This window comes from Microbacterium meiriae (genome assembly GCF_032364335.1).
Taxonomy (GTDB): domain Bacteria; phylum Actinomycetota; class Actinomycetes; order Actinomycetales; family Microbacteriaceae; genus Microbacterium; species Microbacterium meiriae.
The window spans coordinates 1958998-1982389 of the sequence record NZ_CP133984.1 but is presented as its reverse complement, the minus strand read 5'-3'; the positions used below and the strand labels follow the sequence as shown (position 1 = coordinate 1982389).

General features: G+C 69.5%; 25 protein-coding genes. 7 read left to right on the top strand and 18 right to left on the bottom strand.

Annotated features, from left to right (window positions below; all coding sequences use genetic code 11):
• Positions 1-4: 4 nt before the first annotated feature.
• The 4 genes from RI211_RS09530 to RI211_RS09515 are packed head-to-tail and all read right to left on the bottom strand — an operon-like array spanning position 5 to position 1884.
• Entirely contained in the window at positions 5-814 is an 810-nt protein-coding gene (locus RI211_RS09530; protein WP_315637686.1) for an SURF1 family cytochrome oxidase biogenesis protein, read from the bottom strand.
• Positions 811-1005: a hypothetical protein gene (locus tag RI211_RS09525; protein WP_187661619.1), complete on the bottom strand. Its 195-nt coding sequence runs from the start codon at positions 1003-1005 to the stop codon at positions 811-813. The genes RI211_RS09530 and RI211_RS09525 overlap by 4 nt, the downstream gene beginning before the upstream one ends.
• Positions 1002-1349, bottom strand: a complete 348-nt coding sequence (locus RI211_RS09520) for a DUF3099 domain-containing protein (protein ID WP_315637687.1) — start codon at positions 1347-1349, stop codon at positions 1002-1004. The genes RI211_RS09525 and RI211_RS09520 overlap by 4 nt, the downstream gene beginning before the upstream one ends.
• A gap of 52 nt (positions 1350-1401) precedes the next feature.
• Positions 1402-1884 (bottom strand): DUF4190 domain-containing protein, encoded by a 483-nt coding sequence (locus tag RI211_RS09515; RefSeq protein ID WP_315637688.1) that lies wholly within the window; start codon positions 1882-1884, stop codon positions 1402-1404.
• Between the two features lie 140 nt (positions 1885-2024).
• On the opposite strand from RI211_RS09515, the gene RI211_RS09510 reads away from it, so the two are divergent.
• Complete coding sequence (locus RI211_RS09510) at positions 2025-2735, top strand: beta-ketoacyl-ACP reductase (protein WP_187661617.1); 711 nt, start codon at positions 2025-2027, stop codon at positions 2733-2735.
• Between the two features lie 15 nt (positions 2736-2750).
• Here the strand turns inward: RI211_RS09510 and RI211_RS09505 are convergent, their stop codons facing one another.
• Genes RI211_RS09505 through RI211_RS09490 form a run of 4 tightly spaced genes read right to left on the bottom strand, consistent with a single transcriptional unit; the run spans position 2751 to position 5410 of the window.
• Positions 2751-2927 carry an alpha/beta fold hydrolase gene (locus tag RI211_RS09505; RefSeq protein ID WP_315637689.1) on the bottom strand — a complete coding sequence of 59 codons (177 nt, stop codon included), beginning with the start codon at positions 2925-2927 and terminating at the stop codon, positions 2751-2753.
• Complete coding sequence (locus RI211_RS09500; protein ID WP_315637690.1) at positions 2927-3445, bottom strand: alpha/beta fold hydrolase; 519 nt, start codon at positions 3443-3445, stop codon at positions 2927-2929. The genes RI211_RS09505 and RI211_RS09500 overlap by 1 nt, the downstream gene beginning before the upstream one ends.
• A 38-nt stretch (positions 3446-3483) precedes the next feature.
• Positions 3484-4119, bottom strand: coding sequence for a phosphoserine phosphatase SerB (serB, locus tag RI211_RS09495; protein ID WP_187661615.1), 636 nt, complete (start codon positions 4117-4119; stop codon positions 3484-3486).
• A gap of 49 nt (positions 4120-4168) precedes the next feature.
• Entirely contained in the window at positions 4169-5410 is a 1242-nt protein-coding gene (locus RI211_RS09490) for a glucose-1-phosphate adenylyltransferase (RefSeq protein WP_062634342.1), read from the bottom strand.
• A 69-nt stretch (positions 5411-5479) separates the two neighbouring features.
• Here RI211_RS09490 and glgA point away from each other — a divergent pair, with 69 nt between their 5' ends.
• The 3 genes from glgA (at position 5480) to RI211_RS09475 (ending at position 7888) form a co-directional block, all read left to right on the top strand.
• A complete protein-coding gene (gene glgA / locus RI211_RS09485) occupies positions 5480-6664 on the top strand; it encodes a glycogen synthase (RefSeq protein WP_315637691.1) in 1185 nt (394 codons plus the stop codon).
• A gap of 17 nt (positions 6665-6681) precedes the next feature.
• Complete coding sequence (locus RI211_RS09480) at positions 6682-7467, top strand: ABC transporter ATP-binding protein (RefSeq protein WP_187661612.1); 786 nt, start codon at positions 6682-6684, stop codon at positions 7465-7467.
• Positions 7468-7633: 166 nt separating this feature from the next.
• A complete protein-coding gene (locus RI211_RS09475) occupies positions 7634-7888 on the top strand; it encodes a type B 50S ribosomal protein L31 (protein ID WP_187661611.1) in 255 nt (84 codons plus the stop codon).
• A 66-nt stretch (positions 7889-7954) separates the two neighbouring features.
• On the opposite strand, the gene RI211_RS09470 is transcribed toward RI211_RS09475, so the two are convergent.
• From RI211_RS09470 to RI211_RS09460, 3 genes are read right to left on the bottom strand one after another with little or no spacing between them, the layout of a single operon-like run.
• Positions 7955-8239 (bottom strand): hypothetical protein, encoded by a 285-nt coding sequence (locus tag RI211_RS09470; protein WP_187661610.1) that lies wholly within the window; start codon positions 8237-8239, stop codon positions 7955-7957.
• A 53-nt stretch (positions 8240-8292) separates the two neighbouring features.
• Positions 8293-9549 carry an alpha/beta fold hydrolase gene (locus RI211_RS09465; RefSeq protein ID WP_396654910.1) on the bottom strand — a complete coding sequence of 419 codons (1257 nt, stop codon included), beginning with the start codon at positions 9547-9549 and terminating at the stop codon, positions 8293-8295.
• On the bottom strand, positions 9546-11549 hold the full coding sequence (locus tag RI211_RS09460) for a DUF262 domain-containing protein (protein ID WP_315637693.1): 2004 nt from the start codon (positions 11547-11549) through the stop codon (positions 9546-9548). Before RI211_RS09460 ends, RI211_RS09465 begins: the two co-directional genes overlap by 4 nt.
• Before the next feature lie 176 nt (positions 11550-11725).
• Between RI211_RS09460 and RI211_RS09455 the strand changes: the two genes are divergently transcribed.
• On the top strand, positions 11726-12499 hold the full coding sequence (locus RI211_RS09455) for a hypothetical protein (protein ID WP_025103622.1): 774 nt from the start codon (positions 11726-11728) through the stop codon (positions 12497-12499).
• Positions 12500-12738: 239 nt separating this feature from the next.
• The gene (locus tag RI211_RS09450) at positions 12739-13242 is read left to right on the top strand and encodes a DUF3145 domain-containing protein (protein WP_187661607.1); all 504 of its coding nucleotides are present in this window, start codon (positions 12739-12741) and stop codon (positions 13240-13242) included.
• Positions 13243-13381: 139 nt separating this feature from the next.
• On the opposite strand, the gene yczR is transcribed toward RI211_RS09450, so the two are convergent.
• Positions 13382-14785 (bottom strand): MocR-like transcription factor YczR, encoded by a 1404-nt coding sequence (yczR, locus tag RI211_RS09445; RefSeq protein ID WP_315637694.1) that lies wholly within the window; start codon positions 14783-14785, stop codon positions 13382-13384.
• Positions 14786-14879: 94 nt separating this feature from the next.
• Here yczR and yczE point away from each other — a divergent pair, with 94 nt between their 5' ends.
• Entirely contained in the window at positions 14880-15557 is a 678-nt protein-coding gene (yczE, locus tag RI211_RS09440) for a membrane protein YczE (RefSeq protein ID WP_259952293.1), read from the top strand.
• A gap of 85 nt (positions 15558-15642) precedes the next feature.
• Here yczE and RI211_RS09435 read toward each other — a convergent pair whose 3' ends face one another.
• The 6 genes from RI211_RS09435 to aceE all read right to left on the bottom strand — a co-directional run bounded on the left by RI211_RS09435 (position 15643) and on the right by aceE (position 23266).
• A complete protein-coding gene (locus tag RI211_RS09435; protein WP_187661604.1) occupies positions 15643-16881 on the bottom strand; it encodes a beta-ketoacyl-[acyl-carrier-protein] synthase family protein in 1239 nt (412 codons plus the stop codon).
• 97 nt (positions 16882-16978) lie between these two features.
• On the bottom strand, positions 16979-17227 hold the full coding sequence (locus RI211_RS09430; RefSeq protein ID WP_017202249.1) for an acyl carrier protein: 249 nt from the start codon (positions 17225-17227) through the stop codon (positions 16979-16981).
• A 69-nt stretch (positions 17228-17296) separates the two neighbouring features.
• Positions 17297-18298 (bottom strand): beta-ketoacyl-ACP synthase III, encoded by a 1002-nt coding sequence (locus tag RI211_RS09425; RefSeq protein ID WP_315637695.1) that lies wholly within the window; start codon positions 18296-18298, stop codon positions 17297-17299.
• Positions 18295-19215 carry an ACP S-malonyltransferase gene (locus RI211_RS09420; RefSeq protein WP_315637696.1) on the bottom strand — a complete coding sequence of 307 codons (921 nt, stop codon included), beginning with the start codon at positions 19213-19215 and terminating at the stop codon, positions 18295-18297. Before RI211_RS09420 ends, RI211_RS09425 begins: the two co-directional genes overlap by 4 nt.
• 96 nt (positions 19216-19311) lie before the next feature.
• Positions 19312-20508, bottom strand: a complete 1197-nt coding sequence (locus RI211_RS09415) for a PucR family transcriptional regulator (RefSeq protein ID WP_187664166.1) — start codon at positions 20506-20508, stop codon at positions 19312-19314.
• Positions 20509-20539: 31 nt separating this feature from the next.
• On the bottom strand, positions 20540-23266 hold the full coding sequence (gene aceE / locus RI211_RS09410) for a pyruvate dehydrogenase (acetyl-transferring), homodimeric type (protein ID WP_315637697.1): 2727 nt from the start codon (positions 23264-23266) through the stop codon (positions 20540-20542).
• Positions 23267-23392: the final 126 nt, after the last annotated feature.

Below are 23392 nucleotides of genomic sequence, written 5' to 3'. Positions count from 1 at the left end.
GAGGTCAGCGGGCGTCGAGCAGCTCGTCTTCAACGTCTGCGTCGCGGTCGCGCCGCTTCGTGACCTTCACCGGTGCCGGTTTCCCCTCGACGTCTTCGCGGTGCTTCACGATCTCGGTCCGGATGATGTACCCGATGAAGATGAAGCCCATGATGGCGAACAGGATCCACTGGATCGCATAGGACAGGTGCGGCCCCGGGTCGTCGGTCGGGGACTCGAAACCGCCCAGCGCCGCATCCGCGGCGGGCTGCTCCTCGACCAGGCGCCCGTAGGCGCCGGTGATGACGTCGTCTCCGACGAGGTCCCCGATGGAGGGGAGGTGGATGGTGGGCACCTGGCCCTCCGGAGCCCCTCGCCCGGATGCGGGAAGCGGCTCGCCCGGGCGGAGCCGGACGGTCACCGTGACCTCACCAGAAGGCGGAGAGGGAACCGTGTCCGGGAGCTCGCCCTCGCCCGGGGGCACCCAGCCGCGGTCGACGACGAGCACACGGCCGTCCGCGTCCCGGAATGGGACCAGAACCTCGAACGCACTCGTGCCTCCGTGCGGACGGTTGCGGACCAGGAGCTGCTCGTCGGCGAGGTACTCGCCCTGCAGCGTGACCGGCCGCCATTCGTCTGCGGGGTCGAGGTCGTCCTCGGCGACGACGTCCGCGAGCGGGACGGCGGGCGCATCGTAGTTCTGCTCCACGAGCGCGATCTGCTCGGCCCGGGACTCGTTCCGCTCGAACTGCCAGTTCGACAGGAAGACGCACGCGATCGCGAAGCCGATGGCGATGAGGACGTACACACCCCAGCGGGTCAGGCGGTTGCTCATGAGGGCACCCCGTCTCGCACCGTAACCGGGAAGTCCCGCGCGGCCAGGTAGTCATGGAGGAAGTCGACGTGCTCATCGCACGCCAGCCAGATCTTCTCGCGGTCGGCGGTGTGGATGCGCGGATTGCGCCAGACGACCTGCCTCGTGGCCGCGCTCCGGCATCCGGCGCGCGAGCAGATGAGTTCGCTCATCGTTCCGTGCGGCCTTCGCGGATGGTGATGACGTCAGGGGCGATCTCCGGAGCGGGCGCCGGAGCGGGCGCCGGTGCGTCGATCTCGCGCATCGGCGACTCGGCTGCCGTCTCCGTGCTGTCGCTGCCGGCGTTGGCGAAGACCACGGCGATGTAAGGCAGGACCGCGGCGGCGAGCGCGAACACCCATGTCCACCAGCCGAACGGCTGCGCGAAGAACATCAGCCCGAAGCACACGATGCGGATCGTCATCGTCAGGGCGTATCGACGCACACGGTGGTCACCCTCATCCCGCGGGGACTGCGGCAGTGAGGTGACGGCCGGTACTCGACGTGCGTTCTTCACGATGGTTCCAGCCTACGCCGCCACAGCGACATCGGCATGCCCGCGAGGAGCCTCAGTTCGCGAAGACGAAGGGCAGGGTGAAGGCGCCGAACACCACGAGGCTGATGAGCGTCGAGACGATCGTGAAGACGAGCACGCCGATCATCAGGTAGCCGAGGATGAGTCCGGCGATCGCCATGCCGCGTCCGCCGAGACCGGGAGTGCGCCGGATCTGCCCGAGTGCCATGTGCCCGGTGATCACGGCCGCGATCGAGGCGAGCATCGGCACGATCGCCCAGAACAGCACGACACCGGCGATGCCGCAGACGAGCGACGTGATCGCGAGCCCGCTGGACGGCCGTGCGGGCGGGGCCCCGTACGGCTGCGGGGTGGTGAACTGCTGCGGGGCCGAGTACTGCTGAGGCGGCGAGTACTGCTGCGGTGCGACGTTGGTCGGCGGTGCCGGCGGGAATCCCGGATACGCAGGGGAGGAGCCGGGAGCCGGCGGGATGGCCGGCGGCTCACCCGACGGACCGGGGATACGGGGATCGCTCACGCTGCTGCCTTTCGTCGCCCTCAGGCTTCCAGGACGGTCTGCGTCTGTCAAACGGCCGTCGTGAACCCGGCACGGCAACGTCGCTAGGATCGATGACGGCTCGGAATCCCGAGCCTCGACCTCAGACCCAGGAGTGTCCCATGAGCGCGGAGCGCGTCGTCCTCGTCACCGGAGGAAACCGCGGCATCGGCCGCGCCATCGCCGAGCGCTTCGTGAGGGAGGGATACCGGGTGGCGGTCACCGCCCGGAGCGGCGAGGGTCCGGAGGGCACCCTCACGGTGCGCGCGGATGTCACGGACGCCGCCGCACTCGACGCGGCTTTCACCGAGGTGGAGCAGCAGCTCGGCCCGGTGGAGATCGTCGTCGCCAACGCCGGCATCACCAAGGACACCCTGCTCATGCGCATGAGCGAGGACGACTTCGACAGCGTCATCGCGACCAACCTCGGCGGCACGTTCCGGGTCGTCAAGCGTGCGTCGAAGGGAATGCTGCGTGCGCGGTTCGGACGCGTGATCCTCATCTCCAGCGTCGTGGGCCTCTACGGTTCCGCGGGGCAGACGAACTATGCCGCTTCGAAGAGCGCGCTGGTCGGCTTCGCCCGATCCCTCACGCGCGAGCTCGGCGGACGCGGAATCACGGCCAACGTCGTGGCCCCCGGCTTCATCGAGACCGACATGACTGCGGAGCTCCCCGAGGAGACACAGAAGCAGTACAAGGCGAACATCCCTGCCGGCCGGTTCGCGACGCCGGACGAGGTCGCGGGCGTCGTGACCTGGCTGGCGAGCGACGACGCCGGCTACATCTCCGGCGCCGTCATCCCGGTCGACGGCGGTCTCGGCATGGGGCACTGACCCCGGCCGTCGCGGTCAGCGGTCGATCGCGCGCACGAGGAGCTCGCCGAGACGTTCCGGCGCGGAGAACTGCGGCCAGTGGCCGGACCCGATCCGGACGACCTCGGCATCGTCGATCGCCCGGTACTCCGTCGCGTACGGGCCCCACTGACTGATCACCTCGTCGAACGACGGCTGGTCCAGCCCTCCCATCAGCAGGGAGACCGGGACCCCATGTCGCGCGGCGTGCGCAGCGCGAGTTCGTCGGTCGGGACCCGAGCGGGGATGCTGTGTGTGAGGGCGCTCGTCCGCGCCCTGGTCTCGTCGTCCAGATCATGCACGTCCTCGTCGGGGAAGAAGCCCCACCCGGGGAAGGCGACGACGCCGTCCTGCACCGGGAACTCGCTGATGCCGGAGCCCGGGGGCGGCGGGACGGTGTCGACGAAGACGACCCGTGCCACGCGGTCCGGGCGTGCGTCGGCGACGCCCCAGGCGACATTGCCTCCGCCACTGTGTCCGACGACCACGACGTCGCCCTCCGCGGCGTCCACGGCGGCGACCGCGGACGCCACCCAGTCATCGATCCCGATGCCTGCTGCCGCCTCCGCGGTGGCGTCGAGTCCGGGCATGGTCAGCGGGTGAGCGCGGTGTCCCGCCTTCTCGAGAGCGGGCACGACGTCGTCCCAGCTCGATGCGTCGAGCCAGAGACCGGGGATGAGGATGATGTCCATGACCCGACGGTAGACCCGGCCACGGACATCGTCGAGGGTCAGGGGAGCAGAGGGATGACCGTTCCGAGGTCGACAGGGCCGATGACCAGGCTCGCCGATTCCCGGACGGCGGGCTTGGCGTTGAACGCGAGCCCCAGGCCGGCGACCGCCATCATCGGGAGGTCGTTCGCCCCATCGCCGATCGCGATGGTCGCGTGCCGTGCCACGCCGAGCTCCTCCGCCCAGGTGCGCAGCCAGAAGGCCTTGGCCGCCCCGTCGACGATGTCGCCGTCCACCTCGCCCGTCAATGCACCGTCGGCCACCGACAGACGGTTGGCACGCCAGCGGTCGACACCGAGCCCCGGTGCGACGTCGTCGAGGATCTCGTGGAACCCGCCCGAGACCACGCCGACCACCCCGCCCCGGGCGTGGACGGCGGCGGTGAGCTCGCGGACACCGGGGGTGGGCTCGACGCGGGCGCGGACCCGGGCGAACGCCTCGACGGGTACGCCCGCGAGAGCCGCCACTCGGGAGCGGAGACTGGTCGCGAAGTCGATCTCACCGCGCATCGCGGCTTCGGTGGCGGCCTGCACCTCGGCGCGGCGACCCGCTTCCTCCGCGAGGAGCTCGATCACCTCGTTCCGGATGAGCGTGGAATCGGCATCGAGGACGACGAGGAATCGCGCGGTGGTCACGCCATCGAGCCTAGCGACCGGAGTCCGGGGCTCGGCACCGCTCGACGCCTCAGCGCTCGATGAACACGCCCTTGCCGACGACCGTGATCCCCGATTCCGTGACCGTGAACCCGCGGGCGAGGTCCCGTTCGCGGTCGACCCCGACCGTCGCCCCGTCGGCGAGGACGACGTTCTTGTCGAGGATCGCCCGATGCACGCGTGCGCCCTGGCCGACGTGGACGTGATCGAACACCACGGAGTCCGTGATGGTCGACCCGCCGCCGGCGAGCGTCCACGGGCCCACGACGCTGCGCTCGAGGTGCGTGCCGGAGAGCACCGACCCCAGCGACACGATCGAGTCGATCGCGTTCCCGATCCGTCCCACGGAGTCGCGGACGAACTTCGCCGGCGGGGAGTTGACCGCCTGCGAGTGGATCGGCCACTCCATGTTGTAGAGGTTGAAGATCGGGAGGGTCGAGATCAGGTCCCGGTGGGCGTCGAAGAACGAGTCGATTGTTCCCACGTCGCGCCAGTACGAGCGGTCGCGTGGCGACGAGCCAGGGACCTCGTTCTGCTTCATATCGTAGTAGCCGGCCTCGCCGCGGTCGACGAAGTAGGGGACGATGTCGCCACCCATGTCGTGGCTCGACGTCGGCAGCTCTCCATCCGCCTCGACCGCCGCGATGAGGGCGTCCGTGTCGAAGATGTAGTTGCCCATGGAGGCCAGGACTTCGTGCGGGGAGTCCGCAAGACCCGTGGCGTCGGTCGGCTTCTCCAGGAACTGCCGGATGCGCCCGGACTCGGGGTCCGCGTCGATGACCCCGAACTGCGACGCCAGGGCGAGGGGCTGGCGGATGCCCGCCACCGTCGCCTTCGCGCCGGACTCGATGTGCGCCTCGAGCATCTGACGGAAGTCCATCCGATAGACGTGGTCGGCGCCGATGACGACGACGATGTCCGGCTTCTCGTCGTTGATGAGGTTCATGCTCTGCAGGATCGCGTCGGCGGAGCCGGAGAACCACCGCTTGCCGAGGCGCTGCTGGGCGGGGACGGACGCGACGTAGGAGTCGAGGAGGGCCGACATCCGCCACGTCTGCGAGATGTGCCGGTCGAGACTGTGCGACTTGTACTGGGTCAGCACGACGATCTGTCTCAGCCCGGAGTTGATGAGGTTCGAGATGGCGAAGTCGATCAGGCGGTACTGCCCGCCGAACGGGACGGCAGGTTTCGCGCGGTCGGCCGTCAGCGGCATGAGTCGCTTGCCCTCGCCGCCGGCGAGGATGATCCCGAAGACCTTCTTTGGAGCGGACATGGCTCCACCATAGATGCGGTTCGGCGCGGGGAACTAGCATCTGGACAACCCGCTCGATAGCGTCTAGGCATGCGAGTCGAGATGATCACCAAGGAGTATCCGCCGGAGATCTACGGAGGCGCGGGTGTACACGTCGCCGAGCTCGTCTCCGCGCTGCGTCGTGACATCGACGTGACGGTGCGCGCGTTCGGTGCGCCCCGCGATGAGGACGGCACCTTCGCCTACCGCGCCCCTGAGAGCCTCGCCGCCGCCAACCCGGCTCTGCAGACCCTCGGCACGGACCTGGAGATCGTGTCGGCCATCGCCGGCGCCGACGTCGTGCACAGCCACACCTGGTACGCGAACTTCGCCGGCCATCTCGCCTCCCAGCTCCATGGCATCCCGCACGTGCTCACGGCGCACAGCCTCGAGCCGCTCCGGCCGTGGAAGGCCGAACAGCTCGGTGGCGGCTATGCCGTGTCGAGCGGGATCGAGAAGCTCGCCTACGAGAACGCCGCCGCGGTGATCGCGGTGAGCGCCGGCATGCGCGCCGACATCCTGCGCAGCTACCCGCAGGTCGATCCCGCACGGGTCCGCGTGATCCACAACGGCATCGACGTGGAGCGGTGGCGTCCTGTGCAGGATCCCGCCTTCCTCTCCTCGATCGGCATGGACCCTGACCGCCCTTCGGTGGTCTTCGTCGGACGCATCACGCGGCAGAAGGGGCTGCCATACCTCCTGCAGGCGGCCCGGATGCTGCCGCCCGAGGTCCAGCTGATCCTGTGCGCCGGAGCGCCGGACACCCCGGAGATCATGGCGGAGGTGCAGGAGGGGGTGCGGCTGCTGCAGCAGACCCGCGAGGGTGTGGTGTGGATCGAGCGGATGCTGCCGCGCGATGAGTTGTCGGCGATCCTGGCCGCGGCGACCACGTTCGTCTGCCCGTCCGTCTACGAGCCCCTCGGGATCGTGAACCTCGAGGCGATGGCGTGCGGAGCGGCCGTCGTCGGGACCGCGACCGGCGGAATCCCGGAGGTCGTAGACGACGGCGTGACCGGCCGGCTGGTCCCGATCGAGCAGGTACAGGACGGCACGGGCACACCTACCGATCCTGACCGCTTCGTCGCCGATCTCGCCGCAGTCCTGACCGAGGTCACCTCGGATCCCGCGCAGGCTCGGGAGTACGGGGAAGCCGGTCGGGAGCGCGCCCGCGCGCAGTTCAGCTGGGGTGCGATCGCCGACGAGACCCGCGCGCTCTACGCAGAGCTGTCCGCCTGAGCCGATAGGCTTTCGGTATGCCGATCGCTCTGGAGTTCACCGACGTCGTCGTGCGCCGAGAGGGGCGCAACATCATCGATCACGTGACCTGGCAGGTCTCGGATGATCAGCGATGGGTGATCCTCGGTCCGAACGGCGCCGGCAAGACGACCCTCCTGCAGCTCGCCGACACGCTGATGCACCCCACGTCGGGCACCGTGACCGTCCTCGGCGAGACGCTCGGACGCGCGGACGTCTTCGAGATCCGACCCCGGATCGGGTTCGCCTCGACGGCCATGGCCAAGCGCATCCCGCGCGACGAGACGGTTCTCAACACGGTCCTCACGGCGGCGTACTCCGTGCTCGGCCGCTGGAACGAGAGCTACGAGGACATCGATGAGCGGCGCGCACTGCGGGTGCTGGGGGACTGGCGCCTCGCGCACCTCGCCGACCGCACGTTCGGGACCCTGAGCGACGGCGAGCAGAAGCGCGTGCAGATCGCCCGCGCGGTCATGACCGACCCAGAGCTGCTGCTGCTCGACGAGCCGACGGCCTCGCTCGACCTCGGATCGCGCGAGGAGCTGCTGGCGCTGCTGGGCGGTTACGCCTCTGCTCCGACGACGCCCGCGATGCTCATGGTGACCCATCACGTCGAGGAGATCCCGGTCGGGTTCACGCACGTGCTGCTGATCCGCGACGGGGCCGTGGTGGCGGCGGGCCCGATCGCCGAGACGCTCACCGCCGATGCCCTCGGCGAGACCTTCGGCATGCCGATCGCGCTCAGCAGCGAGGACGGACGCTACTCCGCCCGCGCCGCCTCCTGAGCTCGGTTCCGATGGGTTACTGAGCTCGGCCCCGATGGGTTACTGAGCTCGGCCCCGATGGGTTACTGAGCTCGTCGAAGTACTGGTAGAATCAATCCTTGGTGCGTTCGGCACCACAGACTTCCCTCGTCCCTGGCACAATCCAGGGCAGCAACAAAGGAATCCCATGAAGACTGACATTCACCCCGAGTACAAGGCTGTCGTGTTCCGCGACCTGGGTTCGGGCGAGACCTTCCTCACCCGCTCCACCGTCACGAGCGACAAGACGATCGAGCTGGACGGCGTGGAGTACCCGGTGATCGACGTCGAGATCTCTTCGGCCTCCCACCCCTTCTACACGGGCAAGCAGCGCATCATGGACTCGGCCGGTCGCGTCGAGAAGTTCAACCAGCGCTTCAAGGGCTTCGGCGGCTCCAAGTAAGGACCGCTCCACGAAGGCCCCGCCCTCCTCGGAGTGCGGGGCCTTCGTCATGCCCGGGTGGGGTGCTCACACGTCGATGACGATGCGTCCGTGCTGGATGCGGCCCGGCGGGTCGCCGGGGCTCGGCGCCGGGGCGGTGCGTCTGGTCTGCCGGTCGCGCTCCTGCCCCGCCTCGTGCGCGGTGGGGGACCACACGGCATCGAAGACGCCGACGAGCCCTCCGGATCCGGCCTGCTCGTACTTCTCCTCCACCGGGCGACGGGAGAGGGAGTGCCGGATGCCGACGAAGAAGAGCACCGGCCCCGCACCGAGTACGAGGGCGATCGTGGTCCATCCGAGCAGATGCTCCATGCGCCCAGGATAGATCGCCGACCGCGTCGACGGTATCCGTCGCGCGGCGGATGTCAGCGGACGCGGCGTCCGTGGGCCAGGTCGATCAGGCGCGCCAGCACAGGGCCGCTCCGCAGGCCGTTGTGCTCGTGCTCACTCGTCACCCACGGCGTCACACCGGGGAGCAGGCGGGCGGTCTCCAGCGAGAACTCCAGCGGCACGTACACGTCGTTCACGTACACCGCGGCCGCTCCCGTGGCTCCGGAGTCGGCGAGAGCGACGGTGTCGTAGATCCGCGGCCAGGGGTGCTCCGCCAGGATCGACGTGACCTCGCGCCACGGCTGCAGCCCGGGGACGGTGTCCGCCCATTCGCGACGGATATGCTCGCCCGTGAACAGCGTGGGGTCGTCGCGGAAGTCGTCAGGCTCGACGCGCTCCGCCGACCACCGCGTCGTGTGTCCGCTCGCGTAGCTCGACTCGTGGAACGCGTAGTACAGCGGATTGCGTGCACCGAAGGGCATGGCGTGCTGGAGGTCGTAGCGGAAGGCGTTGGAAGAGGGATCGCGCTCGAGGAGGGACCAGATCGTCTGCCAACCGTCGTCGGTGCCGAGAGCGGAGCCCACCGAGCGGAGGCGGGAACGCGATACGACCTCGCCGTCGGGGAGGACGAGTTCACCGGCGTCCGCGAGATCAATCAGGCGTCGCATGACGTCGCGGTGCTCCGGGAAGCGCCGGTAGTACCGCTCGGACGCCGTGCGCATCTTGTCGTAGCAGAGGGCGTAGACCTCGTCCGGGTCGCGCTCGACCGTGCTCAGTCCGCCCGTGATGAAGACGTCGGCGAGGGAGCCCGCGTGGGTCGACACGTAGGCGAGTGTCGTGAACCCGCCGAAGGACTGCCCGAGGACACTCCACGTCGACGCGCCCAGGTGCTCCCGCAGCGCTTCGCAGTCGCGCACGATGGCGTCGGCGCGCAGGTGCGTCAGGTGCTCGGCGACGGTCTCTGCGCCCCGCGCGAGGTCGCCGTCGCCGACGGGGGACGAGAGCCCGGTGCCACGCTGGTCCAGGAGGACGAGCCGGTAGTGCGCGAGGGCCTGGTCCAGCCACGCGGGCGCTGTGGAGGAGTGGAAGGGACGCGGGGCTTCGTAGCCGGGCCCGCCCTGCAGGAACACCAGATAGGGGAGCGTCTCGCCCCCGTCGCGTGTCACCACGCGGGCGAACACGTCGATCGTGCGGGTGTCCGTCGGGTCGTCCCAGACGAGGGGAACCGTGAGCGTGTGCTCCTCGACGGCGAGGTCGAGCAGGCGGCGGCGGATGACAGTGGTCATGGTCACATCACATTCCCGATGTAGGAGTACTTCACGAAGACCTCGGCGGCGATGCCGGACTCGTCGAGGACCCCCTGGACGGCCGTCATCATGTAGTTCGAGTCCCAGCCCATGTAGAGGTAGTGCGTGTCGTCGAGGTCATCCCAGTGCCCCTTCCACGCCTTGTCGCGATAGATCGGGCCGCCGTGCGTCGCGCAGTACTCCAGAGCGGCCTCCGTGGTGTCGGTCCAGGCGCGGCGGAACACGCGGTTGAACAGGTGCTTGACGTCATAGACCTCCCACCGCTCGCCCCGGTACTCGACGTAATCGAACTCGCGCTCCCACCCCGCCGGCCAGCCGCGGCGTCGGACCGCGTCGAGGATCGGGGTGAGTCCGTCGTCATCGATCTCCGGCAGTGCCGGCCGCGCCCAGACGCGGACGAGACCGGCCGTCAGGGCCACCGTCCGTGCGGTGATGGCCGCCGTGCCCCAGGAATCGTGTGCGGCGAGGGCGCGGGTCGCCGGCACGGTGCTGCGTGCATAGGCCTCATCGCGCTTGACCGGGAACGAGGCACCGAACACCCGTTCTGTCAGCCCCTGCTCCAGCAGTGTGAGGTTGCCGAGGGTCGGCGCGAGGGCGCGGTGGCTGTTCTGCTCGTCTTCCGAATACTCGCTCCACGGGCGCACGCCGTCGCCGGACCAGGCGTCGCCGGGCACGGCGGGCACGATGTGCTCGACGTCGTAGCCGTCCACGTCATCGACGCCTTCGAGCCGGCCGAGCACGTAGGCCGGATACGGCAGCTCGCTGTACTTGAGCACCGCACTGACCCGCTCGTCCGACGGGGTGATGCGCGCGATGGCGCGGGCCAGGGCGTCCTGTCCGTCGCGACGCGCACGGCAGAGACGGGCGATGAGCCGCTCGGCGGGAAGGTTCACCAGCGCGCGACGAAGGAACATCGCCTGCAGCCACTCGAGCGTCTCGAGGAGCTGGGCCCGGTCGATGAGCCCGCGTGCGTAATCGCTGTACGCGCTCATGACGAGCGGGTACGAGGAACGTCCGAACGTGTTCACGTGCCGCAGCTGACGCGCGATCTCGGGGTCCGGTTCCTTCGTCGGATCGAGGAGGAGGCCGTAGATCTCCGCGTAGTGCCGCCAGGTCTCGGCGTCGGCCTGGAGATGGGCGACGTCGACCCGCGGGAACGACTGGCGGAACGCGCTGTATACGCCGTGCTCCCCGTTCGCCGCCACCTCTCGCCCCGTGACGAGCACGAGGTAGTGGCGCCAGAACGCCCCGATCGCCTCGCCCGTGTGCTGCTCGATCGGCAGCCAGAACCGCGCTTCCACGTCCATCTGCTCGGCGTGGTTCAGGCCCATGAGGATGTAGTTGTGGATCAGCTCGTGGTCTCGCAGCGGCTCACCGGTGGAGTTCAGGCTCTCGAAGATCTGCTGCGCGTTGGCCTGAGCGCCGAGCGTGATCGACACGTGTTCGAGTCGCTGCAGTCCCTGCCAGATGAGCGCCACCTCGTCGGCATGGATCTGGCTGCGGAAGAAGGCGTAGTTGTCGTCGAAGCGCGACTCGCGATCGAGGTCGTCACGGCGGTCGAGCACGACCGACTCGTAGAGATCGGCCCAGGCCTCGTGCGGCCGCAGCTTCGTGCGCTCGGGGTCGTCCGGGCGGACCAGCACGCGGGCGAGGTCGGCGGCGAGCTCAGGATCCCGGTCGCGCACCGAGTGATGCAGCGCGGCGACGAGGAGCATGAGCGTGGTGAGGCGTTGCTGTCCGTCGATGAGGATGAGGTCGGCGTCCGGGCCGGAGCCGTCCTCGGCGGAGAGGATCGAGCCGATGAAGTGGCGATGTGCGCCGTCTTCGGCGGCCACCGCCCTGACGTCGGAGAGGAGGCGCTCGCATCCGCCGATGTCCCAGCGATACTGCCGCTGGTAGACGGGGACGACGATGGTCGTGCGTCCCGCCGCGAGCCATTCGATCGTGTTGACTGCCGTCGCCTCGACGTTGGTCGCGGTGCTCATGCTGGTGTCTCGTCCTCCCGTAGCGACAGGCGCCACGGACGCGCCGGGTGCCCCGCCCAGTCTATTCGCTTATCCACGGTGACCCTCCGGGGGAGCGCCAGGTCCCGCTGTTAGCCTTGCCTTATCAGGGCCTGTTAAAACGTGCTGGCCCCCGATGAAAGGAACATGACTCGATCATGGGATACATCAAGTCCGCAGCGCTGGAGGAGAAGGGCTTCGTCGTCCTCGACAGCTACGACCAGGAGGCCGACCCCAAGGAGTGGCTCGACATCGAGTACGTCGACTGGAAGTCCTCGGGCGACACCCGGTTCGCGCCCCTCGCCAGCGCCTTCGGTGACATCGAGTGCAACGGCTTCTGGAACCACAAGCCGCCGCGCACCGACAAGGACGGCGTCTGGATCGACGAGCAGACCGCCAAGGCCCCGAACCTCACGCGTCGCGCGCAGGAGCCGGGCGCGAACGTCGGTCGCTGCCGCGTCATCGAGCTGCAGCCGACCCCGTACGGCGACTGCCTCTACAACCTCCACCAGGACGACAACAACCGTCTGAACCCGGACGGCACCGGCTGGGTCGTGCGCGGGTTCTTCAACCTGACCGACGACAAGGACAGCTACTTCGTCCTGCGCGAGAACCGCACGGACCCCAGCATCGAGTACCGCATCGCCCTGCCGGCCGGTGCGCAGCTCATCGTCGACACCCAGCGCCTGTGGCACGCGGCCACGCACAACGGCACCGACCCGCGCTACTGCCTCATCACCTCGTGGACGTCCGGTCCCGAGCTCGACGCGTACATCGAGAAGTACCACGGCACCGACGACGTCCCGAACGTCGAGGTCCCGCAGGACGTGCTCGAGTTCGGCTATGCCGAGCAGGCCCGCAAGGACGCCGCCCGCGCGGCCTATTACGCCGCCAAGGGCCAGCAGGTCAAGCAGGCCATGAGCGAGGCGTGAGCCTCCGCACACTGGGTCGCTGAGCGTCCCCCACAGTGGGTCGCTGAGCGTCCCCACGGTGGGTCGCTGAGCTCGTCGAAGCGCCCGAAGGCCCCGGTCCGCGGACCGGGGTCTTCGTCGTCGAATCACACGCTTGTGATTTCGCGGGAACTCGGCGAGAATGGGCGCACAACCGCATACTCTCGCCACTTCGTGGTTCAGGTCGTAGGGGAAGACGCACCTGATGAAACGGAGAGATCATGGCGACGGCTTACGCACGCGGAGTGGTGTTCATCCACTCGGCGCCTCGCGCGCTCTGCCCGCACCTGGAATGGGCGGTGGGTCGCGCTATCGGGCGTGCGGTGAACTTCGATTGGACCGAGCAGCCCGTGCTGACCGGCGCCCGCCGCGCCGAGTTCTACTGGGACGGCCCCGTCGGAACCGGCGCTGCCCTCGCGACCGCGATCCGCGGCTGGGAGCACCTCCGGTTCGAAGTGACCGAGGATCCCACTCCGCGCAGTGACGGCGGTCGGTGGCTGCACACCCCAGACCTCGGGATCCACTACGCCCAGACCGACGCCGCCGGCAACATCGTCATCGGCGAGGACCGCATCCGCTACGCGATGGAGATCGCCGCGGGAAACGCCGTCGAGCTGCAGCGCGAGCTCGACGTCGCCCTGGGCTCCGCCTGGGACGAGGAGCTGGAACCCTTCCGTCACGCCAGCGACGACGCGCGCGTCGTCTGGCTCCACAAGGTCGGCTGACCGGCCGCTGAGACCAGGAGCGCGGAGGCGTGAGTATCGGATGCCGGTGAGTGATCCCGGACGCTGAGAAGACGAATCCCCGCTCCGCTCGACGAGGACCCCGCCCCGGGTGACCGGGCGGGGTCCTCGTCTGTGCCGGTCAGATCACTGCGGCGTGAGCAAGGTCGGCGGTGGCGTCCACTCCACCGCCGCGCACGTCCGCCCAGGCCTGCGCCAGGCGCGTCATCGCCTCCGCCGTCCGCTCGGGGGGAAGCGTGATCGGGACTCGGAGGCGGCGCTCCAGCACGCCACCGGTCGTGAAGCGCGGCCCGGGTGGGAGGATGAGATCCCGTTCCCGTGCGGCGAGGGAGAGCGTGGTCGACAAGGGGGCACCGAGGTCGATCCAGGCGGAGAGGCCGCCGGGCGTCTCCGGCATGCGCATCCCCGGGATATCCGCGATCCCCGCAGCCACCGCGTCCCGCCCCGCCGTGAGGCGGCGTCGGACATGATGGGTGAGCGCCGGGACGTCGTCGAGAAGCTCCACGGCGATGCACTGCTCCAGGAGCGCTGTGCCGAGTTCGAACGACGGCCGGACGGCCAGCAGTCGGGCGATGACCGAGCGCTCGGCGCGCACCCAGCCGATGCGCATGCCTCCCCAGGCGATCTTCGACATCGACCCGACCGTGATGACGTTCGGCCCCTCGGCCGCCATCGGCACCGGAGCCCATCCGCGGTCGATGTCGAGTTCCGCCGTCGTCTCGTCCACGATCAGATGGGTGCCCGTATTCCGGGCCGTCGTGGCGATCCGGGACCGCTCCTCCTGCGGCAGCGTCGCGCCGGTGGGGTTGTGGAAGTCCGGGATGAGGTAGGCGACGTGCGGCCGAGCGGTCAGCAGCGTGTCGGTGAGGTGCCGGGTGTCCCAGCCGTCGGTGTCGACCGGTGTGGGGACCAGACGGTAGCCGTGGCGGTGCAGCGCCTCGAGCGCGTGTGGAAAGGTCGGCTGCTCCACGAGGGCGCGTTCGCCTCGGCCGCCGATCGCCGTGAGGATGAGGTTGACGGCGTTCAGGGCGCCGGAGGTGATCATGATCTCGTCCGGCGTGGTGACCGCGCCGCGTTCGGTGAACCGGCGGGCCACGGCCTCACGCAGCTCGGGAAGACCCTGCAGCGAGTAGCCGCTCGTACCGCGCAGAGCCGCGAGTCGGGGGAGTGAGCGCACGGTGGCGTCGTACAGACCGGGGGTCGAGTCCATGGAGGCGATCGAGAGGTCGATCGCCTCGTCGTCCCGGCTGGGGGTGGCTATCGACGGGCCGTGCGGGAGCGCGACGCGGGTGCTGCCGCCGTGATGCCGGGACACGTAGCCGGCGGCCTCCAGCACGCCGTAAGCGCGGGTGATGGTCGACCGGGACCGTCGCAGCTCGGTCGCGAGGGCGCGCTCGCTCGGCAGTCGCTCGCCGACGGTGAGGCGACCGTCGAGGATGAGCGCTCTGATGCGGTCGGCGAGACCGGACGCCGAGGTGTCGTCGAGGTCCTGGATGCCGAGCTGCGTGACGAGACGGGATGCCATGCCTCCAGACTGCCGCAAAGTGGCCTTCCATGTGCAGGCCACTTTTCGCTCGGTGGTCGTCCTCGGAGGTCTTCGCACGGGCCACGATGGAGAGATGCTCTTCCGTGCCGTCTTCCTGCCTTTCACCGCGACCAGCCGTCGGGACCTGGTCGAGCGGCTCGCGCAGCTCGTGGGCGGGCTCTTCCTCTACGGCGTCGCCCTCGGCTTCATGGTGCGGGGCGGCATCGGCGTCGCGCCCTGGGACGTCCTGTCGCTGGGCGTCGCGGGCTGGACGGGACTCGGGTACGGGGTCGTCACGGTGCTCATCTCGATCGTCGTCCTGCTGCTGTGGATCCCGCTCCGTCAACGGGTGGGCCTCGGCACTCTGCTGAACGCCCTGCTCATCGGACCGTTCGCCGACCTCACGCTCCTCGTGCTGCCCGCGCCGCCGTCCGTATGGGTGGGGGCGCCCATGTTCGTCTTCGGACTCGTGCTGCTCGCGTTCGCCACCGGTCTCTACATCGCGGCGGACTTCGGTCCCGGACCGCGCGACGGACTCATGACGGGGCTCGTCCGAGTGACCAGGTGGCCGGTCTGGCTGGCCCGGACGGTCATCGAGGGCTCCGTGCTGCTGGTCGGCTTCCTGCTCGGCGGCCCCGTCGGCGTCGGCACCGTGCTGTTCGCATTCGGCGTCGGTCCGCTGATCGGCTGGTTCCTCCCACGCATCGAGCGCCGACGTCGGGAGCGTTCGCAGCGCCTTGCCGTCCGGGCGAGCGCGCCCCTGGGTCCCTGAGCCTGTCGAAGGGCCAGAGCGGACCGCGCACGACGAAGGCCCCCGGTTCACATCCCGGGGGCCTTCGTCGTGCATGCGGAAGCGGTCAGTCGACGCCGCCCAGCACGAGCACGGCGTTGTGTCCGCCGAAGCCGAACGAGTTGCTGATGGCGATCTGCGGGCCGTCACCGAGCGGAGCCGCCTCTCCGGACAGACGGAAGGGGACCTCCGGGTCCGGCTCGGTCATGTTGATCGTCGGCGGGGCCACGCGGTCCCGCAGCGCGAGGAGGGAGAAGATCGCCTCCAGCGCTCCTGTGCCGCCCAGCAGGTGTCCGGTCGACGCCTTGGTGGCCGACACCGGGATCTCGTCGATCCGGTCGCCGAAGACGTTCTTCAGCGCGACGTACTCGTTGGGGTCCCCGACCGGGGTCGAGGTCGCGTGGGCGTTGATGTGCGTCACCTGGTCGGGGGTGATGCCGGCCTCCTCGAGTGCCTGGACGACGGCACGCGCCGCACCCTTGCCCTCGGGGTCGTTGCCGGTGATGTGGTAGGCGTCGGCGGTCACACCGCCTCCGAGGATGTAGCCGTAGATCTTCGCGCCGCGGGCCTTGGCGTGCTCCTCGGTCTCGAGGATGAGGGCGGCGGCACCCTCGCCCATCACGAAGCCGTCGCGGTCGATCGCGCCGGGTCGCGAGGCGTGGGCCGGGTCGTCGTTACGACGCGACAGCGCCTGCGCGGAGGCGAAGGCGGCCATCGTGATCGGGTGGATCGCCGACTCGGTGCCACCGGCGATGACGACGTCGGCCAGGCCCTCCTGAAGGTGGTGGAACGCGTGGATGATCGACTCGGTGCTGGAGGCGCAGGCACTGACCACGGTCTGCGCGTAGGCCCGGGCTTCGAACTGCAGCGACAGGTTGCCGGCGGCCGCGTTCGGCATCAGCATCGGCACGGTCAGCGGCATGACCCGGCGCGGGCCCTTCTCACGCAACGTGTCCCAGGCGTCCAGCAGCGTCCACAGGCCGCCGATGCCCGTCGCGAAGTCGACGCCGAGGCGCTCGGGAGCGACCTCTGGCGAGCCCGCGTCCGCCCAGGCCTCGCGCGCCGCGATCAGGGCGAACTGCGAAGACGGGTCGAGACGCTTCGCCTCGTGGCGGGGCAGCACCTCTTCCGGACGGACGCTCGCAGAGGCGGCGAACGTGACGGGGAGGTCGTACTCCTGCACCCAGTCGTGCTCGATCGTGCGGGCGCCGGAGGCACCGGCGAGGAGATTGTCCCAGTTCTCCGGGGCCGTCCCGCCGATGGCGGAGGTGGCGCCGATGCCGGTGACGACGATGCGCTTGGTCATGAGGTGTGGTTCCTTGTCGAAACGAGTTCGTGCGGGGGATGGGCAGGGCCGGAGGATGCCACGCCTCGCGCGGGGCGAGGGTGGCATCCTGCCGGGATTACTCCTGGCCCGCGACGATGAAGTTGACGGCGTCGCCGACGGTCTTCAGGTTCTTGACCTCGTCGTCGGGGATGGTGACGCCGAACTTCTCCTCGGCGTTGACGACGATCGTCATCATCGAGATCGAGTCGATGTCGAGGTCGTCCGTGAACGACTTCTCCAGGGCGACCTCGCTGGCGTTGATGCCGGTCTCGTCGGTGATCAGCTCTGCGAGGCCGGCGAGGACCTCATCGTTGGTGAAAGCCATGGTGGTCTTCCTCTTTCTTACGGGTTGTATTCGGAACCGTGGAACAGTCTAGGGAAGGTCGGCGCGTCTTCAGGGGAGGACGACGACCTGGGCCGCGAAGACGAGGCCGGCGCCGAAGCCGATCTGCAGGGCGAGGCCGCCGGAGAGCTCCGGGTGCTCGGCCATGAGGCGGTGGCTGGCGAGGGGGATCGAGGCGGCCGACGTGTTGCCGGTGGTCTCGATGTCACGGGCGATGACGGTGGTCTCCGGAAGGCCGAGCTGCTTGGCGAACTCGTCGATGATGCGCATGTTCGCCTGGTGCGGGATGAAGGCGGCGAGGTCGGAGGCCTCGATCCCGGCCTTCTCCAGCGCCTCGCGGGCGACCTTCGCCATCTCCCAGACCGCCCAGCGGAAGACCGTCGGACCTTCCTGGCGGAGCGTCGGCCACGGCACCACGCCGTCGCGGAAGTCGGTGAGGGTGCCGTTCATGCCGACGGCGTCGGCCTTGGAGCCGTCGCTGCCCCAGACGGCAGGGGCGATGCCCGGCGTGTCGCTCGGGCCGATGAGAGCCGCGCCGGCGCCGTCGCCGAGGAGGAACGAGATGCTGCGGTCCGCGGGGTCGACGACGTCGGACAGCTTCTCCGTGCCGATCACGAGGGCGTGGCGGGCGGCACCGGCCTTGATGAGCGCGTCGGCCTGCGCCACCGCGTACGCGTAGCCGGCGCAGGCCGCGTTGATGTCGTACGCCGCAGCCGGGTTGGCGCCGACGCGGTCCGCCACGATCGCGGAGACCGACGGCGTCTGCTTCGGGTTGCTGATGGTCGCGACGATGACGAGGTCTACCTGGTCGGCCGGCACACCCGACTTCTCGATGGCCTCGGCCGCCGCCTCGGTCGCGAGGTCGATGGCGTCCGTCCCCTTGTCGGCCCGGACGCGCGTGATGATGCCGGTGCGCTGCCGGATCCACTCGTCACTCGAGTCGATGGGCCCGATGAGGTCTTCGTTGGGCACCGCGTTCTCGCCGCGAGCCGCGCCGAAGGCGTAGATGCGGGTGTAGGCGGGCCCGGCGATCTGGGCGAGGGAGGCGGTCATGCGGCTTCTCCGTTCAGCAGCGCGACGGCGGCTTCGAGGTCTTCGGGGGTCTTCACGGCGACCGTCGGCACGCCGCGCAGGCCGCGCTTGGCGAGACCGACCAGGGCGCCCGCGGGGGCGAGCTCGATGACGCCGGTCACGCCGGCGTCGGCGAAGGAGGTCATGCAGAGGTCCCACCGCACGGGGGAGGAGACCTGATCGACGAGGTAGTCCAGCGCCGTCGCTCCGTCGGTCACGACGGAGCCGTCGCGGTTGGTCCAGAGCGTGATCTCGGGGTCGGCCGGCTGGACGTCGGCCACGGCGTCGCGAAGAACCGAGACGGCGGATGACATGTAGTCGGTGTGGAACGCGCCGGCGACCTGGAGCGGCACCACGCGCGTGCCCTTGACCGGCTCCTCGGCGAGGGCCGCCAGGGCCGGAAGAGGGCCGGCGACGACGATCTGCCCGCCGCCGTTGAAGTTCGCCGGCGCGAGGCCGAGCTCGGCGAGTCGGGCGAGGAGCGTCTCCTCGTCACCGCCGAGGACCGCGCTCATCCCGGTCGGGGTCTGGGCCGCGGCATCCGCCATCGCCCGCCCACGGATGCCGACGAGGCGCATGCCGGTCGTGGCGTCCAGGACACCGCTGCCGACGAGAGCGGCGATCTCCCCGACGGAGTGCCCGGCGATGCCGTCCGCGCGGCGACCGGCGGCGGCCACGAGAGCGTCACCGGCGACGAGGGAGGCGGCCACGATCAGCGGCTGGGCGACGCGGGTGTCGCGGATGGTGTCCGCGTCCGACTCGGTGCCGTGCGCGCGGAGATCGACCTGCGCGGCCTCGGAGTAGGCGGCGAGACGCTCCTCCACTCCGTCGAGCTCGAGCCAGGGGGCGAGGAATCCGGGGGTCTGCGAGCCCTGTCCAGGGCAGACGACGACAATCACCCACCCAGTCTGCCAACGATCGCGGCAGAACGGTGGATGATCCATCACAAGATTGCGCGGAACCCTTGTGTGTGGCGCACAGGTTCGCCGTCTCGGTCAGCGCGGAGGGCGACGCAGAGGCGAACGGCGCCGGACCTGCTCCGCGGCTCCGATGGAGCCGAGGATGAGTGCGGTCTGCAGGATGAGCGCCTCGCGGGGCCCGGTCGCGTCCCACCCGATGACCTCGCTCACCCGCTTGAGGCGGTAGCGCACGGTATTGGGATGCACGAAGAGCTCGCGGGCCGTCGCCTCGAGGGACCGGCCGTTGTCCAGGTAGCTCCAGAGCGTCGTGACGAGGTCGGTCGAGTGCGCCTGCAACGGGCGGTAGATGCGCTCGATGAGGGTCTGCTTCGCGAGCGGATCGCCGGCGAGGGCGCGCTCGGGCAGCAGGTCGTCGGCCTCGACCGGCCGCGGTGCGCCGCGCCAGGCACGGGCGACGGCGAATCCGGCCAGGGCCGCACGAGCACTCTGGCTGGCGTCGACGAGGGCGGCGACCGCCGGGCCCAGCACGACGAAGCCCGGGCCGAACGAGGGCTCCAGACGCGTGGCGATCTCCTGGAACCCGAGCTCCTCGTCCTCGCCCTCCTGACCCTCGACGCGCGCGCGTCCGAGCACGAGGACGAGTCGCGAGCCCTGGACCCCGATGAGCACGTCGACCGCGAGCTTGCGCGCGGTGCGGCGAACCAGATCGACGTCGAACTGCGGGGGCGTGGTCCCGACGAGGACAGCGACCTCCCCGTGACCGTGCCACCCGAGCGCGGCGATCCGGCTGGGCAGCTCCTCGTCGGCCTCGCCGGTGAGGATCGAGTCGACGACGAGCGCTTCGAGCCGTGCGTCCCAGAGGCCGCGGGCCTCGGCGGCGCGGGCGTAGACGTCGGCCGCCGCGAACGCCACGTCCCGCGAGTAGAGCAGGATGGCCTCTCGGAGATCCGCGCCCTTGCCCGCGACCCGCTCCTCGGTCACCTCGACGGTGACGCGGATGAGCTGGAGCGTCTGCTGCAGACTCACACTCCGCAGCAGTTCACGGGGAGCGGCGGCGAAGATGTCCGCGGCGATCCATGGGGTGGACGTGGGGTCGTCGTACCACTGGATGAATGACGTGATGCCCGCCTGCGCCACCAGCCCGACCGCGGAGCGGCGGGCCGGTGGCATGTCGGCGTACCAGGGGAGGGTGTCCTCCAGCCGCTTGATCGTCACCGTGGCGATGTCACCGGAGATCCGGCGGAGCCAGGTGAGCGTGGCGGCCTTGTCCATGCCGGCGGCGGAGGCAGCTGTCACCGAGGGCTCAGCTTTCGCCGCCTGCGTTGCCGCTCGTGCCGGCGTTCACGTCGTGCAGGCGGTACTTCTCGATGGCCTGAGCGGAGAGGCCGCGGTCGACCTTGCCCTCCTCGGCCAGTGCCTGCAGCGTGCGCACGACGATCGACGGTCCGTCGATCTTGAAGAAGCGGCGTGCCGCGGCACGGGTGTCCGAGAACCCGAAGCCGTCGGCGCCGAGCGTGGCGAAGCGGTTCGGAACCCACGGGCGGATCTGGTCCTGCACGGCGTGCATGAAGTCGCTGACCGCGACGACGGGACCCTCGGCGCCCTGGAGCTTCTGCGTGAGGTACGCGGTGCGCGGCTCCTGCTCCGGGTGGAGGAAGTTGTGCTCGTCGGCGGCGAGGCCGTCGCGGCGCAGCTCGGTCCACGAGGTGACCGACCACACGTCGGCGACGACGCCCCAGTCCTTCTTCAGCAGCTCCTGCGCCTCGAGCGCCCACGGCAGACCGACGCCGGATGCGAAGAGCTGCGCGCGGGGGCCGTCGCCCTCGCCGACGGTGACGCGGTGGATACCGCGGACGATGCCGTCCACGTCCACGTCGGCCGGCTCGGCGGGCTGCACCATCGGCTCGTTGTACACCGTGAGGTAGTACATGACGTTCGGGTCCTCGTGCTGCCCGCCGTACATCCGCTCGAGACCGGAACGCATGATGTGTGCGATCTCGTAGCCGTACGCGGGGTCGTAGGAGACCGTCGCCGGGTTGGTGGAGGAGAGCAGGTGCGAGTGGCCGTCGGCGTGCTGGAGGCCCTCACCCGTCAGGGTCGTGCGTCCGGCGGTGGCGCCGATGATGAAACCGCGGGCCATCTGGTCGCCGGCCGCCCACTGGGCGTCGCCGGTGCGCTGGAAACCGAACATCGAGTAGAAGATGTAGATCGGGATCAGCGGCTCGCCGTGCGTGGCGTACGAGGTGCCCGCTGCGGTGAACGCCGCGACGGCGCCGGCCTCGTTGATGCCGACGTGGACGATCTGGCCCTGCGGGCTCTCCTTGTAGGCGAGCAGCAGCTCCCGGTCGACCGAGGTGTAGTGCTGGCCGTTGGGGTTGTAGATCTTCGCGGTCGGGAAGTACGCGTCCATGCCGAACGTGCGCGCCTCGTCGGGGATGATCGGCACGATCCGGTGGCCGAACTCCTTCGAGCGCAGCAGGTCCTTCAGCAGGCGGACGAACGCCATGGTCGTGGCGATCTCCTGCGTGCCGGAGCCCTTCTTCGGCAGCGCGTAGGCGTTGTCCTCGGGCAGGGAGAGGCCCACGTGGGTCGAACGGCGCTCCGGGAGGAAGCCGCCGAGGGCCTTACGGCGCTCGAGCATGTACTGGATCGTCTCGTCCTGCGGTCCCGGGTTGTAGTACGGGGGCAGGTACGGGTTCTCCTCGAGCTGCGCGTCCGTGATCGGGATGTGCATCGCGTCGCGGAAGGTCTTGAGGTTGTCCAGCGTCATCTTCTTCATCTGGTGGGTCGCGTTGCGGCCCTCGAACTGCGGGCCGAGCCCGTAGCCCTTGACGGTCTTCGCGAGGATGACGGTCGGCTTGCCCTTGTGCTCGGTCGCGGCCTTGAAGGCGGCGTAGACCTTGCGGTAGTCGTGGCCACCGCGCTTCAGGTTCCAGATGTCGTCGTCGGAGTAGTCCTTGACCAGGGCGGCGGTGCGCTCGTCGCGGCCGAAGAAGTGCTCACGGATGTAGGCGCCGGACTCGGCCTTGTACGTCTGGTAGTCCCCGTCGGGGGTGACGTTCATGAGGTTGAGCAGCGCGCCCTCGGTGTCGCGGGCGAGCAGGTCGTCCCACTCCCGGCCCCAGACGACCTTGATGACGTTCCAGCCCGCGCCGCGGAAGAACGACTCGAGCTCCTGGACGATCTTGCCGTTGCCGCGCACCGGGCCGTCGAGGCGCTGCAGGTTGCAGTTGACGACGAAGGTGAGGTTGTCGAGACCCTCGTTCGCGGCGACCTGGAGCTGACCCCGGCTCTCGACCTCGTCCATCTCGCCGTCGCCGAGGAAGGCCCAGACGTGCGACTGCGAGGTGTCCTTGATGCCGCGGTTCTCGAGGTACTTGTTCGACATCGCCTGGTAGATGGCGTTGATCGGGCCGAGACCCATCGACACCGTCGGGAACTGCCAGTACTCCGGCATGAGGCGCGGGTGCGGGTACGAAGGGATGCCGTTCGGCGCGTGCGACTTCTCCTGGCGGAAGCCGTCGAGCTGGTCCTCGGTCAGGCGACCCTCGAGGAACGAGCGGGCATAGGTGCCGGGGGAGGCGTGGCCCTGGATGAAGATCTGGTCGGCACCACCGGGGTGGTCCGCGCCCTTGAAGAAGTGGTTGAAGCCCACTTCGTAGAGCGCCGCGGAGGACGCGTAGGTCGAGATGTGACCGCCGACGCCGATGCCGGGGCGCTGGGCGCGGTGCACCGTGATGGCGGCGTTCCAGCGGATCCAGGCGCGGTAGCGGCGCTCGATCTCCTCGTCGCCGGGGAACTCGGGCTCGTTCTCCGGGGCGATGGTGTTGATGTAGTCGGTGGTCGGAACCATCGGCACGTTCAGGTGCAGTTCCTTGGAGCGCTTGAGCAGGCTGAGCATGATCTCGCGCCCGCGGCCGTGGCCCTTGGCGTCCACCAGCTCGTCGAGCGACTGCTGCCACTCACCGGTCTCTTCCGGATCGCTGTCGAGGGGGCCCTGAGAGTACGGATCCTGGTCGTGGACGGTCACGGGGGAACCTTTCGTCAAGCTGGCAGGTCATGCCAAGGAAACGGGAAGCGACACGGGCAGCCTTGTCGGCCGTGCACAACGCGCGCCGACCTCAGCCTAGCCCTCTTCCACGACACGGGTGCGCAT

Bases quoted from the DNA above. Each gene is read 5' to 3' on its own strand.
- RI211_RS09530 (WP_315637686.1), bottom strand. From the start codon at position 814: ATGAGCAACCGCCTGACCCGCTGGGGTGTGTACGTCCTCATCGCCATC.
- RI211_RS09525 (WP_187661619.1), bottom strand. From the start codon at position 1,005: ATGAGCGAACTCATCTGCTCGCGCGCCGGATGCCGGAGCGCGGCCACG.
- RI211_RS09510 (WP_187661617.1), top strand. From the start codon at position 2,025: ATGAGCGCGGAGCGCGTCGTCCTCGTCACCGGAGGAAACCGCGGCATC.
- RI211_RS09505 (WP_315637689.1), bottom strand. From the start codon at position 2,927: ATGGGAGGGCTGGACCAGCCGTCGTTCGACGAGGTGATCAGTCAGTGG.
- RI211_RS09500 (WP_315637690.1), bottom strand. From the start codon at position 3,445: ATGGACATCATCCTCATCCCCGGTCTCTGGCTCGACGCATCGAGCTGG.
- RI211_RS09490 (WP_062634342.1), bottom strand. From the start codon at position 5,410: ATGTCCGCTCCAAAGAAGGTCTTCGGGATCATCCTCGCCGGCGGCGAG.
- glgA (WP_315637691.1), top strand. From the start codon at position 5,480: ATGCGAGTCGAGATGATCACCAAGGAGTATCCGCCGGAGATCTACGGA.
- RI211_RS09480 (WP_187661612.1), top strand. From the start codon at position 6,682: ATGCCGATCGCTCTGGAGTTCACCGACGTCGTCGTGCGCCGAGAGGGG.
- RI211_RS09475 (WP_187661611.1), top strand. From the start codon at position 7,634: ATGAAGACTGACATTCACCCCGAGTACAAGGCTGTCGTGTTCCGCGAC.
- RI211_RS09470 (WP_187661610.1), bottom strand. From the start codon at position 8,239: ATGGAGCATCTGCTCGGATGGACCACGATCGCCCTCGTACTCGGTGCG.
- RI211_RS09460 (WP_315637693.1), bottom strand. From the start codon at position 11,549: ATGAGCACCGCGACCAACGTCGAGGCGACGGCAGTCAACACGATCGAA.
- RI211_RS09455 (WP_025103622.1), top strand. From the start codon at position 11,726: ATGGGATACATCAAGTCCGCAGCGCTGGAGGAGAAGGGCTTCGTCGTC.
- RI211_RS09450 (WP_187661607.1), top strand. From the start codon at position 12,739: ATGGCGACGGCTTACGCACGCGGAGTGGTGTTCATCCACTCGGCGCCT.
- yczR (WP_315637694.1), bottom strand. From the start codon at position 14,785: ATGGCATCCCGTCTCGTCACGCAGCTCGGCATCCAGGACCTCGACGAC.
- yczE (WP_259952293.1), top strand. From the start codon at position 14,880: ATGCTCTTCCGTGCCGTCTTCCTGCCTTTCACCGCGACCAGCCGTCGG.
- RI211_RS09435 (WP_187661604.1), bottom strand. From the start codon at position 16,881: ATGACCAAGCGCATCGTCGTCACCGGCATCGGCGCCACCTCCGCCATC.
- RI211_RS09430 (WP_017202249.1), bottom strand. From the start codon at position 17,227: ATGGCTTTCACCAACGATGAGGTCCTCGCCGGCCTCGCAGAGCTGATC.
- RI211_RS09425 (WP_315637695.1), bottom strand. From the start codon at position 18,298: ATGACCGCCTCCCTCGCCCAGATCGCCGGGCCCGCCTACACCCGCATC.
- RI211_RS09415 (WP_187664166.1), bottom strand. From the start codon at position 20,508: ATGGACAAGGCCGCCACGCTCACCTGGCTCCGCCGGATCTCCGGTGAC.